The sequence below is a fragment of the Pseudogemmobacter humi genome, from assembly GCF_900609055.1.
GTDB lineage: Bacteria > Pseudomonadota > Alphaproteobacteria > Rhodobacterales > Rhodobacteraceae > Pseudogemmobacter > Pseudogemmobacter humi.
This window is the reverse complement of the sequence record NZ_UXAW01000048.1, coordinates 89,406-104,568: the sequence shown is the minus strand read 5'-3', so window position 1 is coordinate 104,568 and position 15,163 is coordinate 89,406. Positions and strand designations below refer to the sequence as shown.

Here is a 15,163-nt window from a genome sequence, read left to right as displayed (position 1 = left end):
AGCTGTCAAGTTGCCTGTTACCGGAGCCAGCTTCCCGGGAAGGAAACCGCCGTGAAACCCGCCCGCACCAGCCCAGGCAGACGCACCACGATCTACGATCTGGCCGGGCTGGCGGGGGCCTCGCCCACCGCGGTCAGCGCGGTGCTGAACGGCACCTGGAAGAAACGCCGGATCAGCGAATCCACCGCCGCCCGCATCCTGAGGATCGCCGACGAGCAGGGCTATGCGCTGAACATGCAGGCCAGCGGGCTGCGGCGCGAACGCTCGCATCTGATCGGCATGATCGTGCCGAAATACGACAACCGCTATTTCGGCTCGATCGCCGAGGGGTTCGAGGTGATGGCGCGGGCGCGCGGGCTGTTCCCGATCATCACCTGCACGCAGCGCGACCCGGATCTGGAGATTCAGGCGGCGCGGGCGATGATCTCGCATCAGGTGGATTGCCTGGTGGCGACCGGCGCCACCGATCCCGACCGCATCACCGAACTGGCGCGGGCGGCGGGGGTGCGCTCGCTGAACCTCGACCTGCCGGGGCGGCTGGCGCCCTCGGTGATCTCGGACAACCGCGGCGGCGCAAAGGCGCTGACCCGGCGGATCCTTGCGGCCTCGGAACCCGCGCGGGGGGCGGGCGAGCCGCTGCTGTTCGTCGGCGGCCGCCCCGGCGATCACAACACCGCCGAGCGGATCGGCGGCTTTCGCGACGCCCATGCCGAGGCCGGGATCGCGGTGGACGAGGAGCTGATCCTCGCCGCCGGTTACGCGCCGGAAAAATCCCGCCGTGCGCTGGAAGATCTGGCGGCGCGGCGGCCCCGCCTGCCTGCGGGGCTGTTCGTCAACTCCACCATCTCGCTGGAAGGCGTGCTGCAATGGAGCCGCGCGAGCCGCCATTACGGCAACCACGCGCCGCATATCGGCTGTTTCGACTGGGACCCGCTGGCCGCGGTGCTGACCGAGAACATCGTCATGCTGCAACAGGACGTGCCGGCCATGCTGGCGCGGCTGTTCGATCTGGTCGACAGCGAGGAAACCCGGCCCGGCGTCAGCGAGATCCCCACCCGATTCGCCCCGGTCTGAGACGAGGGGCGCCCCGAGAAGCCGCCGCGACCTCGCGCGGCGGCCCCGATTTCATCCGGCTTACTGCGGCGCAGGCCCGTCCGCGGGCGGCGGAGCGGGAGGCGCGCCTGCCGGGGCGTGATCATGACCCTTGCCGGGCCCGCCCGCACCGCCGCCGGGCCGTTTCCAGTCCATGCCCTTCTTGTGATGTTTCCCCTTGCCTTTGGCCCCGTCCTTCGCGGGCCCGGCTGCCGGGGTGGAGGCGACTTTCTCGACCAGCGGCGCCACGGCCTCGGCACAGGCGGCGAGGTCGGTCTGGCCGCACATCACATGAACCGAACGGCCCGCGCCGAAGTCCAGCCGGATCGCGGCGGCCCGGGCGCGCGGCGCCTGCGCGGTGGTCTCGGCAGCCGGGGCGGTGTCCTGCGCCAGCGCGGGCAGCGCGGTGAACGCAAGCGCCGCGGCGATCGCGGCGGGAAGGATCAGCGGTTTCGCCATGGGAGGTCTCCTTTCATGGGTCTCTGCGGGGTCACACGCGGCCCGGAGCGGATTCCGTCGCCTTGCCTGCGCGGCCCGGCGGGCACCTTGTCCGGGCCGGATTGCGCGAGGCCAGGCGACTTTCCTGCGGAAATTCCGGCTTTCAGCGCCCCAGCCGGCGCCCGGCCCCCGCGCAGAAGGCGCCGGCGCGATGCCGGAATTGTGAACCGCCAGGGCAGAACCCCGCGACGCCCCCGTCACGGCACGCCCCGCTTGACGGCCCGTGCCGGATCGGGCCAATGCAGAGAGCATGGCCGAGGACACCCCAGACCAGCCCGAAGACCCCCGGCCTGCGCCCCGCAAGCCGCGCGCCCGCGCGCCCGCGAAAAAGGCGCCGCCGCCGCGCCCGGGGCTGCTGAAGCGCCTCAGGGTCTGGGCGCTGCGGGTGACGGCGGGGGTCGCCGGGTTCTTCCTGCTGCTGATCCTGTTGTTCAGCTTCGTGCCGCCGCCCTTCAACATCTACCAGCTTCAGGAAAGCTGGCGGCTCGGCGGGGTGCAGCGGGACTGGGTGTCCTGGGACGAGATCGCCCCGGTCATGGGCCGCGCGGCGGTCGCGGCCGAGGATGCGAATTTCTGCACCCATTGGGGTTTCGACATGGCGGCGATCCGCGATGCGATCAATTCCGGCTCGAACCGCGGCGCCTCGACCATCAGCCAGCAGGTGGTGAAGAACGTCTTTCTCTGGCACGGGCGCTCTTACGCCCGCAAGGCGATGGAGGCCACGCTGACCCCGGTGGTCGAGCTGTTCTGGTCCAAGCAGCGCATTCTGGAGGTCTATCTGAACGTGGCCGAATTCGACGAGGGCGTGTTCGGCGTCCAGGCCGCGGCGCAGCATTACTTCGGGGTGGATGCGCGCGAGCTGTCCGCGCTTCAGGCCGCGCGGCTGGCGGCGGTGCTGCCCGACCCGAAGGGGCGCTCGGCCTCGAAACCCTCGGATTTCGTGAAACGGCGCACCCGCGCCATCCTTTCGGGCGCTGAGACGATCAAAGCCGACGGCCGCGCGGGCTGTTTCGACTGAGCCGGGAGACGCCCGCCCGCGCCCGCCGGGATTGATCGGGCGCTGGCCAGCGGCTAGGACAGGGAAAGCATTCCCCGGATCCGCACCATGAACCGCCTGTATCACGTTCCGCTTTCCCCCTTTTGCCGCAAGGTGCGCCTGACGCTGGCCGAGAAGAAGATCGAGGTCGAACTGGTCGAGGAACGCTATTGGGAGCAGAGCCCCGACTTCCTGCGCCGCAATCCGGCGGGCAAGGTGCCGGTGCTGCGGCTCGACGGGCGGCTTCTCAGCGAGAGCCAGGCGATCTGCGAATATCTCGACGAGACCCACCCCCATCCGCAGCTTCTGCCGCGCGATCCCGAAATGCGCTATGAGGTGCGCCGCCTCTGCATCTGGTTCGACGACAAGTTCCACAACGAAGTGACCTCGAAACTGCTTTACGAGCGGGTGAACAAGAAGCTGACCAAGGAAGGCTATCCGGATTCGAAGAACGTCAAATCCGGGGCGGCGCGGATCAAATATCACCTCGACTATCTGGCCTGGCTGCTCGATCAGCGGCGCTGGCTGGCGGGCGATGTGATGACGCTGGCCGATTTCGCCGCCGCGGCGCATCTGTCCAGCCTCGATTATATCTCGGACGTGGACTGGAACCGCCATGCGGTGGTGAAGACCTGGTATGCCACGATCAAATCGCGCCCCTCGTTCCGCACGTTGCTCTCGGATCAGGTGCCGGGCTTCCCGCCGCCGCAGCACTATGCCGATCTGGATTTCTGATGGCCGGGCGCCGGGGGCGCTTTGCCTTCCGCAGTCCGATGGTTCCCCGAACCAATGGCGAAACCAATGGACGGCCCAGAGGGTATTTGCATCAGGGTGAAAGCCACAGATCCATCAGATCTGAAAGCGCGGCTGAGCGCGCGGGCCCTGGAGGAAGGCTTCTCCAGGGTCGGCATCTGCGCGCCCGATGCTGTGCCCGGAACGGCAGAGCGGCTACGGGAATTTCTGGCGGCGGGGCATCACGGCTCGATGGGCTGGATGGAGGAGCGGGCGCATTGGCGGGGCGACCCCAGCGCGCTCTGGCCCGAGGCGAAATCGGTGATCATGCTGGCCGAGGTCTACACGCCCGAATCCGATCCGCGCGCGGTGCTGTCGCAGCCTGACCGCGCGGCGGTCAGCGTCTATGCCCAGGGCAAGGATTACCACGATCTGGTCAAGCGGCGGCTGAAACGGCTGGGGCGCTGGCTGCTGGATCAGGCCCGGGACGAGGAGATCAAGGTCTTCGTCGACACCGCCCCGGTGATGGAGAAGCCTCTGGCGCAGGCGGCGGGCCTTGGCTGGCAGGGCAAGCACACCAATCTGCTGAGCCGCGACCTGGGGAACTGGTTCTTCCTCGGCTCGATCTTCACCACGCTGGACCTGCCGAAGGATCCGCCCGAGGTCTCGCATTGCGGATCGTGCCGGGCCTGTCTGACCGCCTGCCCGACCGATGCCTTTCCCGCGCCCTACCGGCTGGATGCGCGGCGCTGCATCTCCTACCTGACCATCGAGCACAAGGGGCCGGTGGCGCCGGATCTGCGCGCGCGGATGGGCAACCGGATCTACGGCTGCGACGATTGCCTGGCCGCCTGTCCCTGGAACAAATTCGCGGTCGCGGCGAGAGAGGTCGGCTATCAGCCGCGGGTCGGCGCGCCGGAACTGGCGGAACTGGCGGCGCTGGACGATGCCGGATTCCGCGCGCGCTTTGCCGGCAGCCCGGTCAAGCGCATCGGCCGCGACCGCTTCGTGCGGAATGTGCTCTACGCCATCGGAAATTCCGGAATGCCGGCGCTCGCGCCCTCGGCCCGCGCTCTGCTGGACGATCCCGATCCCGTGGTGGCCGAGGCGGCCGAATGGGCGCTGGCACGGCTGGTTTCCGCCTGATCCGGGCGGCAGACGCGGCGGGTTATTTCGCATTCGCAGGATGACGCTCTGTGGAAACCGGCCCACCTGTGTTAGGCTCTGCCTCCGACCGATTGGCGCCCAAGGAGGACGTTATGAGCAAACATCTGGCCGACAAACGCAAATCCAGCACCGGGTCCCGGGTGCAGGCCTTCCTGCGCATCGCCCGCAGCGGGCGCGAGACCTTCCACAAGCCGCGCGGCGTCGCCGGCACCAGCCGCATCCGGCAGTTCCTGCGCATCGAGCGCGGACGGACGGTCTGAGCCATGTCCGTCGATGTCAAATACCGCACGGCGGCGAAAGCGACCGGCGGCGGGCGCAATGGGCTGGCCACGCTTGAGAACGGCCAGCTGACCATGACCATGGCCAGCCCGAAGGAGCTCGGCGGCTCTGGCCAGGGCCACAACCCCGAAGAGCTCTTCGCGCTCGGCTATGCCGCCTGCTACCTCGGCGCGATGCGCTTCGCAGCGCAGAGCGAGGATCTGGGCAAGGTGCCCGACGACGCCTCGGTGCGGGCCGAGGTCGGGATCGGCCCGCGCTCCGACGGCGGCTTCGGCCTCAAGGTGAAGCTGACCGTCTCGCTGCCCGGACTCGACCGCGCCCAGGCGGAAAAGATCATCGAACGCGGGCATTTCATCTGCCCCTACTCGAACGCGACCAAAGGCAATATCGAGGTCGGGACCGAACTGGCCTGAGCGCGCCGGCCCGCTTCCGCGCGGCACTCATGGCTTTCACCCTGACCTGAATACCCTGGGGTGAGCGGCGCAGCCGCGAGGGGCAACGCCCCTTTCCCGGCCCGACAGGAAGCCGGCCCGAAAAGAAAAGCCCCGCCAAAGCGGGGCTTTCTCACACCGGCGGCGCCTTACGACCTCACCAGCTTTTCGTATTCGGTGGCGACGCGCTTCGTCAGCTCGCCCACCTCGAAATTATAGGTGCCGATCTGCCCCACCGGGGTCACTTCGGCCGCGGTGCCGGTCAGCCAGCATTGCTCGAAACCTTCCAGTTCCTCGGGCATGATGTGGCGCTCATGCACGGTGATCTGCATGTCGCGCAGCATTTGCAGCACGGTCTGGCGGGTGATGCCGTTCAGGAAGCAATCGGCTTTCGGCGTATGCACCTCGCCGTTCTTGACGAAGAAGATGTTCGCCCCGGTCGCCTCGGCGACATAGCCGCGATAATCGAACATCATCGCATCCGAACAGCCGCGGGCCTGGGCGGCGTGTTTCGACATGGTGCAGATCATGTAAAGCCCGGCCGCCTTGGCCTCGGAGGGGATGGTCTCGGGCGAGGGGCGCTTCCATTTCGAGATGTCGAGCCTGGCGCCCTTGAACTTGGCGTCGCCGTAATAGGCGCCCCATTCCCAAGCCGCGATCGCCAGACGCACCGGATTGGCCAGCGCGGCGACGCCCATCTCGTCACCGGCGCCGCGGAAGGCGATGGCGCGGACATAGGCGTCGGTATAGCCATTCGCCTTCAGCACCTCGTCCTTGGCGGCGTTGATCTGCTCCACCGTCCAGGGGATGTCCATGTCGAGCAGTTTGCCCGAATGGATCAGCCGCTCGGAATGTTCGGTCGATTTGAAGATCTTGCCGTTGTAGCAGCGTTCGCCCTCGAACACGGCCGAGGCATAGTGCAGCGCATGGGTCAGAATATGGACATTGGCGCCGCGCCATTCGACCAGCTTGCCGTCCATCCAGATCTTTCCGTCGCGATCGTCATATGCCGCCATATCCCGGCCCCTCCGTTTTTACAAAAGTTGCGCAGATTGCGTCCGTTGCGGCCATTATCTTGCGCCAAAGCACGGACTCGCTACGCTTTAGAACTTGGAAAGTCAACAAGGCTGACGTAAATTCCGCCGAAAAGGAGGCGGAAAATGGTGCAGACCCCGGGCGGCGAAAGCCTGCTGTTCCTGACCGACGAGCAGCTGCGCAAAGGAATCGAGGCGATGTTCTTCGCCTATCGCGGCTTCACCGCCGACCCGGACCGCATCCTCGCCACCATGGATTACGGCCGCGCCCATCACCGGGCGCTGCATTTCATCCACCGCTCGCCCGGAACCACGGTGTCGAACCTGCTGGGGATCCTCGGCGTGACGAAACAAAGCCTGAACCGGGTCTTGCGCACGCTGATCGACGACGGCCATGTACGCAGCGAAAAAGGCCGCAAGGACGGGCGCGAGCGGCATCTCTACCTTACCGAAAAGGGCGAGGCGATGGAGAAGCAGCTCTCCGATGCGCAGCGCGCCCGGATGCGCGCGGCCTATCGCGCTGCCGGCCCCGCCGCGGTCCAGGGCTTCCGCCAAGTGCTTGAGGCGATGATGGACCCCGATCTGCGCGATTATTACAACCGCCTGCGGGAGGGCTCCTGATGACGGGTGACGCACATCTTCTGGTGGTCGATGACGACGAGCGGATCCGGGTGCTGTTGCAGAAGTTCCTGGTGCGCAACGGCTATATGGTCACGGTCGCGAAGGATGCCTCGCAGGCGCGGCGGCTGCTTGCCGGGCTGGAATTCGACATGATCGTGCTCGACGTGATGATGCCGGATGAGGACGGCATCGCTTTGACCCGCGATCTGCGCAAAAGCATGCAGACGCCGATCCTTCTGCTGACCGCGCGCGGCGAGACCCAGAACCGGATCGAGGGGCTGGAGGCCGGGGCGGACGACTATCTCGCCAAACCGTTCGAGCCGAAGGAGCTTTTGCTGCGGGTGGGGGCGATCCTGCGCCGGGTGCCGCAGGCGGTGGCGGGCGCGGCGGCCCCGAAGATGCTGCACCTGGGCGCGGTGCGCTACGATATGGACCGCGGCGAATTGTGGCGCGGCGACGAGATCGTGCGGCTGACCGCGACCGAGGCCGCGCTGATGCGGCTGTTCGCCGCCAGCCCCGGCGAGGCGATCACCCGCGAGCGGCTGGTCCTCGACATGGGCCGCGAGGAAGAGGCGCAGGAGCGCGCGGTGGATGTGCAGATCACCCGGCTGCGCCGCAAGATCGAAGACGACCCGAAAGCGCCGCGCTATCTGCAGACGGTGCGCGGCGAAGGCTATATGCTGGCGCCGGACTGACGCGGTCGCTGGCGCGGGGGGGCCCTGCCCCCGCACCCCCGGGGTATTTAGGTCAGGATGAAAGACAATGCTGGTCTATTCGCATAAGGATTGCCGGAAGCATCTGACGCCCGAGGGGCACCCGGAGCGATCTGCGCGGCTGGAGGCTGTGGCGCGCGGGCTGGAGGGGCTGGCCGTTGAGCGCCGCGATTGTCCGCTGGCCGATGAGGCCGAGGTGTTGCGCTGCCATCCGGCGTCTTATCTGGCGAAGGTGAAGGCCGCCGTGCCGCGCGAGGGGCTGGCGGCGCTCGACGGCGACACCTGGCTTTCACCCGGCTCGCACCGGGCGGCTTTGCGTGCCGTGGGCGGCATGGCGGCGGCGGTGGATGCGGTGCTGGCGGGTGAGGACAGCGCCGCCTTCGTCGCCGCGCGCCCGCCGGGCCACCATGCCGAGCGTGAGCGCGCCATGGGGTTCTGCCTTTACGGCACCGCCGCGATCGGGGTGAAGCGGGCGCTGGACCATCATGGGCTGAGCCGCGTGGCGGTGGTAGATTTCGACGTGCATCACGGCAACGGCACTCAGGACCTTCTGTGGGACGAGGCGCGCTGCCTGTTCGCGGGCTCGCATCAGATGCCCTTGTTCCCCGGCTCAGGGTCAGCGGCCGAGCGCGGCGCGCATGGCCAGATCCTCAACCTGCCGCTGGCTGCGGGCACCGATGGCGCCCATATGCGGCGGCAGTATGAGCGCGCGATCCTGCCCGCGCTTGCCGATTACAAGCCCGAACTGCTGATCGTCTCGGCCGGGTTCGACGCGCATGGCGACGATCCGCTGGCCGCGCTGGACTGGGAAGCGGGGGATTTCGCCTGGCTCGCCGCGCGGCTGTGGGACGTGTCCGGCGGAAAGCTGGTCTCGACTCTGGAAGGCGGTTATGATCTTCCCGCGCTTGCGGCATCCGTCGCGGCTTATGTTGGCACAATGACCGATCTTTCACGCTGAGGCCCCGGCTCATGACCGAAAAACCCGTTACCGAAATGAGCTTTGAGGAAGCGATGGCGGCGCTGGAAGGCGTGGTCGGCCAACTGGAACGCGGCGAGGTCGCGCTGGAACAATCCATCGCGCTTTACGAACGCGGCGCCGCGCTGAAAGAGCATTGCGCGCGCAAGCTGGCCGAGGCCGAGTCGCGCGTCGAGATGATCCGCGCCCAGGAGGGCAAGGCCGTGGGGACCGCACCGGCGGAGGGGCTGTGAGCTTTCCCGAACGGCTGGCCCGGGATGCCGCGCTGGTCGCGGCGCGGCTGGAGGCGGAGCTGGCGCCGCGCGCCGAGCAGCCGGTGATCCATGCGATGCGCTACGCTTTGCGCGGCGGCAAGGGGCTGCGCGGCTTTCTGGTGCTGGAAAGCGCCCGGCTGCACAATGTCGCCCCGGAACGGGCGCTGGCGGCGGCGGCCTCGGTCGAGGCGTTGCATGCCTATAGCCTGGTGCATGACGATCTGCCGGCGATGGACGACGACGATCTGCGCCGCGGCCAGCCCACGGTTCATGTGAAATGGGACGAGGCGACCGCGATCCTCGCGGGGGACGCGCTTCAGACGCTGGCGTTTGAACTTCTGACCGATCCGGCGCTCGGGCCCGCCGAGGTGCGGATCGCACTGGTGGCGCGGCTGGCCAAGGCTTCCGGCGCCGAGGGGATGGTGCTGGGCCAGGCGCTGGACATCGCGGCTGAGAGCGCCGGGCGGGCGCTGACGCTTGATGAGATCACCGCGCTTCAGGCCGGCAAGACCGGCGCGCTGATCCGCTACGCCGCCGAGGCCGGGGCGGTGCTGGCCGGCGCCGATCCGGCGCCTTTGGGCGAATACGCCCGCGCGCTTGGCCTCGCGTTCCAGATCCACGACGATCTTCTGGATGTCGAGGGCGACCCGGATGCCACCGGCAAGCGCACCGGCAAGGATGCCGGGCGCGGCAAGGCGACTTTCGTGTCGCTTCTGGGGCTCGACGGCGCCCGCGCCCGCGCGCAGGCGCTGATCCGCGAGGCCGAGGCGGCGCTGGCCCCCTGGGGCGAGCGCGCGCTGCCGCTGATCGAAGCCGCCCGTTTCACCATCACCCGCCAGGCCTGAGAGGGACCACGCATGGCTGATCCGCAACGCCCCGCCACGCCCTTGCTTGACCGGGTGCATTTCCCCTCGGACCTGAAAGGGCTGAGCGACCGCGAGTTGCGCCAGCTTGCCGATGAGTTGCGGGCCGAGACGATCTCGGCGGTCTCGGTCACCGGCGGGCATCTGGGCGCGGGCCTTGGCGTGGTCGAGCTGACCGTGGCACTGCACGCGGTGTTCGACACCCCGCGCGACAAGCTGATCTGGGACGTGGGCCACCAGTGCTATCCGCACAAGATCCTGACCGGGCGGCGCGACCGGATCCGCACTCTGCGCACCGAAGGCGGGCTCTCGGGCTTCACCAAACGCTCGGAAAGCCCCTATGATCCTTTCGGCGCGGCGCATAGTTCCACCTCGATCTCGGCGGCGCTCGGCTTCGCCTGCGCGGCGGGACTGGGCGGCGATGCGGGCGACGCCATCGCGGTGATCGGCGACGGCTCGATGTCGGCGGGGATGGCGTTCGAGGCGATGAACAACGCGGGCGCGCTGAAGAAGCGGCTCTTCGTGGTGCTGAACGACAACGAGATGTCCATCGCGCCGCCGGTGGGGGCGCTTTCGGCCTATCTGAGCCGCCTTTACGCCGAGGCCCCGGTCCAGGACCTGAAAGAGGTGGCGAAGGGGCTGGTCTCGCTCTTGCCCGCGCCGCTGCAAGAGGGGGCGAAACGCGCGCGCGATATGCTCAAGGGCATGGCGGTCGGCGGAACCTTGTTCGAGGCGCTCGGCTTCACCTATGTCGGGCCGATCGACGGGCATGATCTGGACCAGCTTCTGCCGATCCTGCGGATGCTGAAGGCGCGGGCCACCGGGCCGGTGCTGATCCATGTGCTGACGAAAAAGGGCAAGGGCTACGCCCCGGCCGAGAACTCCCCCGACCGCGGCCATGCGCGGGCGAAGTTCGACGTGGTGACCGGCGAGCAGAAGAAGACGCCCTCCAACGCGCCGTCTTACACCCGCGTCTTTGCCGAGAGCCTGATCGACGAGGCCGCGCGCGACGACAAGATCGTTGCGGTGACGGCGGCGATGCCGGACGGCACCGGGCTCGACCTGTTTGGTGCGCGGTTTCCGCGGCGGCTGTTCGACGTGGGCATCGCCGAGCAGCATGCGGTGACGTTCAGCGCCGGGCTGGCGGCGGGCGGGATGAAGCCGTTCTGCGCGATCTATTCCACTTTCCTGCAACGCGGCTACGACCAGGTGGTGCATGACGTGGCGATCCAGCGACTGCCGGTGCGCTTTGCCATCGACCGGGCTGGCCTCGTGGGGGCGGATGGCGCCACCCATGCCGGGTCGTTCGACGTGGCTTTCCTTAGCAATCTGCCCGGCATGGTGGTGATGGCCGCCGCCGACGAGGCCGAATTGCGTCATATGGTGGCGACCGCCGTGGCCTGGGACGAGGGCCCCATCGCCTTACGCTATCCCCGCGGCGAAGGCGCGGGGGTGGAGATGCCCGACCGGGGCGCGGTGCTGGAGATCGGCCGCGGCCGGGTGATGCGCGAAGGCGGGCGGGTGGCGCTGCTCTCGTTCGGGACGCGGCTGTCTGAGGTGCTGAAAGCCGCCGAGGCTCTGGCCGCGCGCGGGCTGGCGCCGACCGTGGTGGATGCGCGTTTCGCCAAACCTCTCGACCGCGATCTGATCCTGCGGCTTGCGCGTGAGCATGAGGCGCTGATCACCGTCGAAGAGGGCGCCGTGGGCGGCTTCGGCAGCCATGTGGCGCAGCTTCTGGCCGATGAGGGCGTGTTCGACCGCGGGCTGAAGTTCCGGTCCATGGTGCTGCCGGATATCTTCATCGACCAGGCCAGCCCCGAGGCGATGTATCGCATCGCCGGGATGGATGCCGCGCAGATCGCCGCAAAAGTGCTGGAGGTTCTGGGGATCGCCACGGCCAGCCGCCGCGCCTGACCCCGTTTCCTTTAAAGGAAACGGGCTAATTCCTTCGAAGGAATTAGCCCGAAATCTTCGAAGATTTCGGAGTCACAGCCCCATCCTGGTCAGCAGATCGTCAAGCACCGCCGGATCGTCGATCTTCAGCCGCACCACCAGGGTCAGCACCTTCATGCGGAAGGAAAGCGGCAACCGGGCCGCGTCCTTCTCGGTCGTCACCAGTTGCGCGCCCAGGAGTTTCGCCTCGGCCTCCAGCCGCGCCAGCAAAGCGGGCGAGAGCTTCTGGTGATCGTCGAGCGGCTCGGCCCGCACCACCTCGGCCCCCTCGGCGCGCAAAGTGGCGAAGAATTTCGCCGGATTGCCGATGCCCGCGAAAGCCAGCACCCGCGTGCCCTGCCAGTCCATCCCCATCTGCAACGGCATGAGCCGCCCGGTCAGATGCGGCAGCCCGGCGATCTGTGCGCCCCAGCGGGCGCGGAACGCCGCCTGCGCGGCGTCAATCCCGATCGACAGCACCGCATCGGCGCGGGAGAGGCCCGCGCTCACCGGCTCGCGCAAAGGCCCCGCCGGGATACAGCGCCCGTTGCCGAAACCCTGTTCCGCATCGACCACCACCAGCGACAGATCCTTGACCACCGAGGGGTTCTGATGCCCGTCATCGAGCAGGATCACCCCCGCGCCCGCCGCCTCGGCGGCGCGCACCCCGGCGGCGCGGTCCTTCGCCACCCAGACCGGCGCGAAGGGCGCGATCAGCAGGGGCTCGTCCCCCACCCGGTCGGAGGTGTGGCGCATATCATCGACACGCAGCGGGCCTTCCTCGCGCCCGCCGTAGCCACGGGTGACCACATGGACCTGATGCCCGCGCGCTTTCAGCCGTTCGGTCAGGGCGATGACCGTGGGCGTCTTTCCCACCCCGCCCGCGTTCAGATTGCCGATGCAGATCACCGGCACACCGGCGCGATAGCCTGCCCCGCGCGCCAGCCGCCGCGCCGTCGCACCCGCATATAACGCGCCCAGCGGAGCGAGCAGCCGCGCCGCCAGCCCCGGCCGTTCCGGCGGATGGTTCCAGAACCCCGGGGCGCGCATCAGCCGCCCCCGCTTGCGGTGCGGGCGCCGGTCAGCCCGCGCAGGGTTACGAGCACGTTCTCGGTCACCTCGGCGCCTTCCGACACCACCCCCCAGGCCGCCTGGGCCAGCCGGGCCGCGCGGTCGGGCGACAGCAGATCGCCGAGCGCCTCGTTCAGATCGCGCCCCGAGGCCACCGCCCGCGCCGCCCGCGCCGCGCCCAGCCGGCCGAGCGGCGCCCCGAACGCCCCCGGCCGCGGCCCGTGCACGATGGCCGAGCCGAGCGCCGCCGGCTCCAGCGGGCTCAGATGCAGCCCGGTGCCGGAAAGCCCGCCGCCCAGATAGGTGATCGGCGCCAGCCGATACCACAGGCCCAGTTCAGCCTGGTCGCTGACGATATAGATCTCGGTGTCGTGCTCGGGCTCGCTCTCGTCATTGCGCGAGGCCACCCGCCAGCCCGCCTCTTCCAGCGACCGCGCCAGCGGCCCCGCCCGCGCCGGATCCTGCGGCATCAGGATCAGCAGGATGCGATGCGCCATCTGCATCGCCTGGCGCTGCGCCTCGATCACCACGCCCTCTTCGCCCTCGGGCACCCCGGCGCCGAACCAGACCGGCCGCGCCACCATCAGCTTCGCCAGATATTCGCGCTCGGCCTCCAGGCAGGGCAGCGCCGAAGAGCTTTCCTCCAGCCGCCCGGCGATCGTCACCTTGCCCTGCGCCGCGCCCGCCTTGCGGAAGGCCCGCGCCGCAGCGGCATCGATGGCGTAGATCTTCGTGAACGCCGCCAGTGCCCGCCGCATCGCGCCGGGGATCCAGCTTTCGCGCCCGCGCGGCAGATGCGGATCGCGCGCATCGGCCAAGAGGATGGGCAACCGCCGCTCGGCCGCCTCGTGCAGCAGCGCCGGACGGATCTCACCCTCAGAGAACACCGCCGCCCCGGGGTGCCAGTGGTCCAGGAAGGCCCGCACCTCGGCGGCGGTCTCGGCGGGGATATCGTCGTGCAACACGCCCCCGGCCCCGGAAGGCGCGCCGGTCATCAGCACCGCGACATCCTCTTCCTCGGTCAGCCGCACCGCCAGTTCGCGCATCCCGGAAACCGAGGCCGGCCCCCCGACATGCAGCCAGACCAGCGGCCCGGACGGCCGGGCGGGCCGGCGCGCGGCCCCCTCCGGCATCCGCCGTCCGCCCAGCGTCCACCAGCTGCGCCCGGGCGATACCACCATGGATCAGCCCAGTTCCTCGGTGGCCGAGGCGGGCTTTTCCTCATCCCGCAGCCGGTGGATATGGGCGATGAAATAGCGGGTATGGGCGTCGTCCACCGTGCGCTGCGCCTCGGCCTTCCAGGCCTTAAAGGCGGAATCGTAATCGGGGAACATGCCGACGATATGGATCTTGTCCACATCCCTGAACTGGGTCTTGTCGGGCGACGTCAGTTCGCCGCCGAAAACGAGATGAAGCCTCTGGGTCATGGCCGTCCTTGCCGCGAGGGTGAGAATACCGCGCCAACCTATAGCGGCGCGGGCCCGGAGGGAAGGCGGGCGGAAACTCCGCCCTTGCGGCGCATCCGCCCAGGCGGCACAGTGATCATGCCTTCGGAATGTGGCGCTGTTGGGAGTAATGAGCGATGGATCTGAGCAGTTTCGCGGGCTGGAACGCCGTCTATCTGGCGGTCGCCCTCTTCGTCATTCTCTGCATCTTCCTTGGCGTGCGCATCGTGCCGCAGTCAGAAAAGCATGTGGTCGAACGCTTCGGGCGGCTGAAATCGGTGCTGGGGCCGGGGATCAATTTCGTGGTGCCGTTCCTTGACCGCATCGCGCATAAGGTCTCGGTGCTGGAGCGGCAGTTGCCGAACGCCAGCCAGGACGCGATCACCGCCGACAACGTGCTGGTGAAGGTCGAAACCTCGGTGTTCTACCGGGTGACGGAACCCGAAAAGACCGTCTACCGGATCCGCGACATCGACGGCGCCATCGCCACCACCGTGGCGGGGATCGTGCGCTCGGAAATCGGCAAGCTGGAACTGGACCAGGTGCAGTCCAACCGCAGCCAGCTGATCGAGCGGGTGCGCGAACAGGTCGCCGCCATGGTGGACGACTGGGGGGTCGAGGTGACGCGGGCCGAGATCCTCGATGTCAATCTCGACGACGCCACCCGCGCCGCCATGCTGCAACAGCTCAATGCCGAGCGCGCCCGCCGCGCCCAGGTGACCGAGGCCGAGGGCAAGAAGCGGTCCGTCGAGTTGCAGGCCGATGCCGAGCTTTACGCCGCCGAGCAGCAGGCCAAGGCCCGCCGCGTCACCGCCGATGCCGAGGCCTATGCGACCGAGGTCATCGCCGGGGCCATCGCCAAGAACGGGCTGGAGGCGGCGCAGTTCCAGGTCGCGCTGAAACAGGTCGAGGCGCTGGAGGCCGTGGCCAGGGGCAACGGCAAGCAGACCATCCTGATCCCGGCCAATGCGCTGGAAGCCTTCGGCGATGCGTTCAAGATGCTGAAAGGGCGTGGCTGA

The 15,163-nt window shown here is 68.5% G+C and carries 18 protein-coding genes; 13 read left to right on the top strand and 5 right to left on the bottom strand.

The features are described from left to right. Positions 1–51: 51 nt before the first annotated feature. Entirely contained in the window at positions 52–1,074 is a 1,023-nt protein-coding gene (locus tag XINFAN_RS05265; RefSeq protein WP_233352127.1) for a LacI family DNA-binding transcriptional regulator, read from the top strand. 60 nt (positions 1,075–1,134) lie between these two features. On the opposite strand, the gene XINFAN_RS05260 is transcribed toward XINFAN_RS05265, so the two are convergent. Next, positions 1,135–1,551 carry a hypothetical protein gene (locus XINFAN_RS05260; protein WP_124085433.1) on the bottom strand — a complete coding sequence of 139 codons (417 nt, stop codon included), beginning with the start codon at positions 1,549–1,551 and terminating at the stop codon, positions 1,135–1,137. 289 nt (positions 1,552–1,840) lie between these two features. Between XINFAN_RS05260 and mtgA the strand changes: the two genes are divergently transcribed. From mtgA to XINFAN_RS05240, 5 genes are all read left to right on the top strand, one after another. Continuing rightward, the gene (gene mtgA / locus XINFAN_RS05255; protein WP_124085432.1) at positions 1,841–2,608 is read left to right on the top strand and encodes a monofunctional biosynthetic peptidoglycan transglycosylase; all 768 of its coding nucleotides are present in this window, start codon (positions 1,841–1,843) and stop codon (positions 2,606–2,608) included. 87 nt (positions 2,609–2,695) lie between these two features. Continuing rightward, positions 2,696–3,361: an FtsZ-binding protein FzlA gene (gene fzlA, locus XINFAN_RS05250; protein ID WP_124085431.1), complete on the top strand. Its 666-nt coding sequence runs from the start codon at positions 2,696–2,698 to the stop codon at positions 3,359–3,361. Positions 3,362–3,427: 66 nt separating this feature from the next. Further along, on the top strand, positions 3,428–4,504 hold the full coding sequence (gene queG, locus XINFAN_RS05245) for a tRNA epoxyqueuosine(34) reductase QueG (RefSeq protein WP_435530848.1): 1,077 nt from the start codon (positions 3,428–3,430) through the stop codon (positions 4,502–4,504). A 113-nt stretch (positions 4,505–4,617) separates the two neighbouring features. Then, complete coding sequence (locus tag XINFAN_RS21920) at positions 4,618–4,785, top strand: hypothetical protein (protein ID WP_199286366.1); 168 nt, start codon at positions 4,618–4,620, stop codon at positions 4,783–4,785. Positions 4,786–4,788: 3 nt separating this feature from the next. Then, positions 4,789–5,217: an organic hydroperoxide resistance protein gene (locus XINFAN_RS05240; protein ID WP_124085429.1), complete on the top strand. Its 429-nt coding sequence runs from the start codon at positions 4,789–4,791 to the stop codon at positions 5,215–5,217. Positions 5,218–5,384: 167 nt separating this feature from the next. Here XINFAN_RS05240 and XINFAN_RS05235 read toward each other — a convergent pair whose 3' ends face one another. Further along, on the bottom strand, positions 5,385–6,251 hold the full coding sequence (locus XINFAN_RS05235; RefSeq protein ID WP_124085428.1) for a branched-chain amino acid aminotransferase: 867 nt from the start codon (positions 6,249–6,251) through the stop codon (positions 5,385–5,387). Positions 6,252–6,395: 144 nt separating this feature from the next. Here XINFAN_RS05235 and XINFAN_RS05230 point away from each other — a divergent pair, with 144 nt between their 5' ends. The 6 genes from XINFAN_RS05230 (at position 6,396) to dxs (ending at position 11,610) form a co-directional block, all read left to right on the top strand. Beyond that, positions 6,396–6,890: a MarR family winged helix-turn-helix transcriptional regulator gene (locus XINFAN_RS05230; protein WP_124085427.1), complete on the top strand. Its 495-nt coding sequence runs from the start codon at positions 6,396–6,398 to the stop codon at positions 6,888–6,890. Continuing rightward, complete coding sequence (locus XINFAN_RS05225) at positions 6,890–7,585, top strand: response regulator (RefSeq protein WP_124085426.1); 696 nt, start codon at positions 6,890–6,892, stop codon at positions 7,583–7,585. Before XINFAN_RS05230 ends, XINFAN_RS05225 begins: the two co-directional genes overlap by 1 nt. Positions 7,586–7,652: 67 nt before the next feature. Next, on the top strand, positions 7,653–8,561 hold the full coding sequence (locus XINFAN_RS05220) for a histone deacetylase family protein (RefSeq protein ID WP_124085425.1): 909 nt from the start codon (positions 7,653–7,655) through the stop codon (positions 8,559–8,561). An 11-nt stretch (positions 8,562–8,572) separates the two neighbouring features. Beyond that, positions 8,573–8,812 carry an exodeoxyribonuclease VII small subunit gene (locus tag XINFAN_RS05215; RefSeq protein WP_124085424.1) on the top strand — a complete coding sequence of 80 codons (240 nt, stop codon included), beginning with the start codon at positions 8,573–8,575 and terminating at the stop codon, positions 8,810–8,812. Beyond that, positions 8,809–9,678 carry a polyprenyl synthetase family protein gene (locus XINFAN_RS05210; RefSeq protein ID WP_124085423.1) on the top strand — a complete coding sequence of 290 codons (870 nt, stop codon included), beginning with the start codon at positions 8,809–8,811 and terminating at the stop codon, positions 9,676–9,678. Before XINFAN_RS05215 ends, XINFAN_RS05210 begins: the two co-directional genes overlap by 4 nt. A gap of 12 nt (positions 9,679–9,690) precedes the next feature. Beyond that, a complete protein-coding gene (dxs, locus tag XINFAN_RS05205) occupies positions 9,691–11,610 on the top strand; it encodes a 1-deoxy-D-xylulose-5-phosphate synthase (protein ID WP_124085422.1) in 1,920 nt (639 codons plus the stop codon). A 72-nt stretch (positions 11,611–11,682) separates the two neighbouring features. Here dxs and lpxK read toward each other — a convergent pair whose 3' ends face one another. Genes lpxK through XINFAN_RS05190 form a run of 3 tightly spaced genes read right to left on the bottom strand, consistent with a single transcriptional unit; the run spans position 11,683 to position 14,126 of the window. After that, positions 11,683–12,678, bottom strand: a complete 996-nt coding sequence (gene lpxK / locus XINFAN_RS05200; protein WP_124085421.1) for a tetraacyldisaccharide 4'-kinase — start codon at positions 12,676–12,678, stop codon at positions 11,683–11,685. Next, positions 12,678–13,880: a 3-deoxy-D-manno-octulosonic acid transferase gene (locus XINFAN_RS05195; RefSeq protein ID WP_124085420.1), complete on the bottom strand. Its 1,203-nt coding sequence runs from the start codon at positions 13,878–13,880 to the stop codon at positions 12,678–12,680. Before XINFAN_RS05195 ends, lpxK begins: the two co-directional genes overlap by 1 nt. 3 nt (positions 13,881–13,883) lie before the next feature. After that, positions 13,884–14,126, bottom strand: a complete 243-nt coding sequence (locus XINFAN_RS05190) for a DUF4170 domain-containing protein (protein ID WP_124085419.1) — start codon at positions 14,124–14,126, stop codon at positions 13,884–13,886. Between the two features lie 155 nt (positions 14,127–14,281). Here XINFAN_RS05190 and XINFAN_RS05185 point away from each other — a divergent pair, with 155 nt between their 5' ends. Beyond that, complete coding sequence (locus tag XINFAN_RS05185; RefSeq protein ID WP_124085418.1) at positions 14,282–15,163, top strand: SPFH domain-containing protein; 882 nt, start codon at positions 14,282–14,284, stop codon at positions 15,161–15,163.

What these genes read in the sequence shown, in the direction of transcription:
- XINFAN_RS05260 (WP_124085433.1), bottom strand. Translation starts at nt 1,551, where the DNA reads ATGGCGAAACCGCTGATCCTTCCCGCCGCGATCGCCGCGGCGCTTGCG.
- mtgA (WP_124085432.1), top strand. Translation starts at nt 1,841, where the DNA reads ATGGCCGAGGACACCCCAGACCAGCCCGAAGACCCCCGGCCTGCGCCC.
- fzlA (WP_124085431.1), top strand. Translation starts at nt 2,696, where the DNA reads ATGAACCGCCTGTATCACGTTCCGCTTTCCCCCTTTTGCCGCAAGGTG.
- queG (WP_435530848.1), top strand. Translation starts at nt 3,428, where the DNA reads ATGGACGGCCCAGAGGGTATTTGCATCAGGGTGAAAGCCACAGATCCA.
- XINFAN_RS21920 (WP_199286366.1), top strand. Translation starts at nt 4,618, where the DNA reads ATGAGCAAACATCTGGCCGACAAACGCAAATCCAGCACCGGGTCCCGG.
- XINFAN_RS05240 (WP_124085429.1), top strand. Translation starts at nt 4,789, where the DNA reads ATGTCCGTCGATGTCAAATACCGCACGGCGGCGAAAGCGACCGGCGGC.
- XINFAN_RS05235 (WP_124085428.1), bottom strand. Translation starts at nt 6,251, where the DNA reads ATGGCGGCATATGACGATCGCGACGGAAAGATCTGGATGGACGGCAAG.
- XINFAN_RS05230 (WP_124085427.1), top strand. Translation starts at nt 6,396, where the DNA reads ATGGTGCAGACCCCGGGCGGCGAAAGCCTGCTGTTCCTGACCGACGAG.
- XINFAN_RS05225 (WP_124085426.1), top strand. Translation starts at nt 6,890, where the DNA reads ATGACGGGTGACGCACATCTTCTGGTGGTCGATGACGACGAGCGGATC.
- XINFAN_RS05220 (WP_124085425.1), top strand. Translation starts at nt 7,653, where the DNA reads ATGCTGGTCTATTCGCATAAGGATTGCCGGAAGCATCTGACGCCCGAG.
- XINFAN_RS05215 (WP_124085424.1), top strand. Translation starts at nt 8,573, where the DNA reads ATGACCGAAAAACCCGTTACCGAAATGAGCTTTGAGGAAGCGATGGCG.
- dxs (WP_124085422.1), top strand. Translation starts at nt 9,691, where the DNA reads ATGGCTGATCCGCAACGCCCCGCCACGCCCTTGCTTGACCGGGTGCAT.
- lpxK (WP_124085421.1), bottom strand. Translation starts at nt 12,678, where the DNA reads ATGCGCGCCCCGGGGTTCTGGAACCATCCGCCGGAACGGCCGGGGCTG.
- XINFAN_RS05195 (WP_124085420.1), bottom strand. Translation starts at nt 13,880, where the DNA reads ATGGTGGTATCGCCCGGGCGCAGCTGGTGGACGCTGGGCGGACGGCGG.
- XINFAN_RS05190 (WP_124085419.1), bottom strand. Translation starts at nt 14,126, where the DNA reads ATGACCCAGAGGCTTCATCTCGTTTTCGGCGGCGAACTGACGTCGCCC.
- XINFAN_RS05185 (WP_124085418.1), top strand. Translation starts at nt 14,282, where the DNA reads ATGGATCTGAGCAGTTTCGCGGGCTGGAACGCCGTCTATCTGGCGGTC.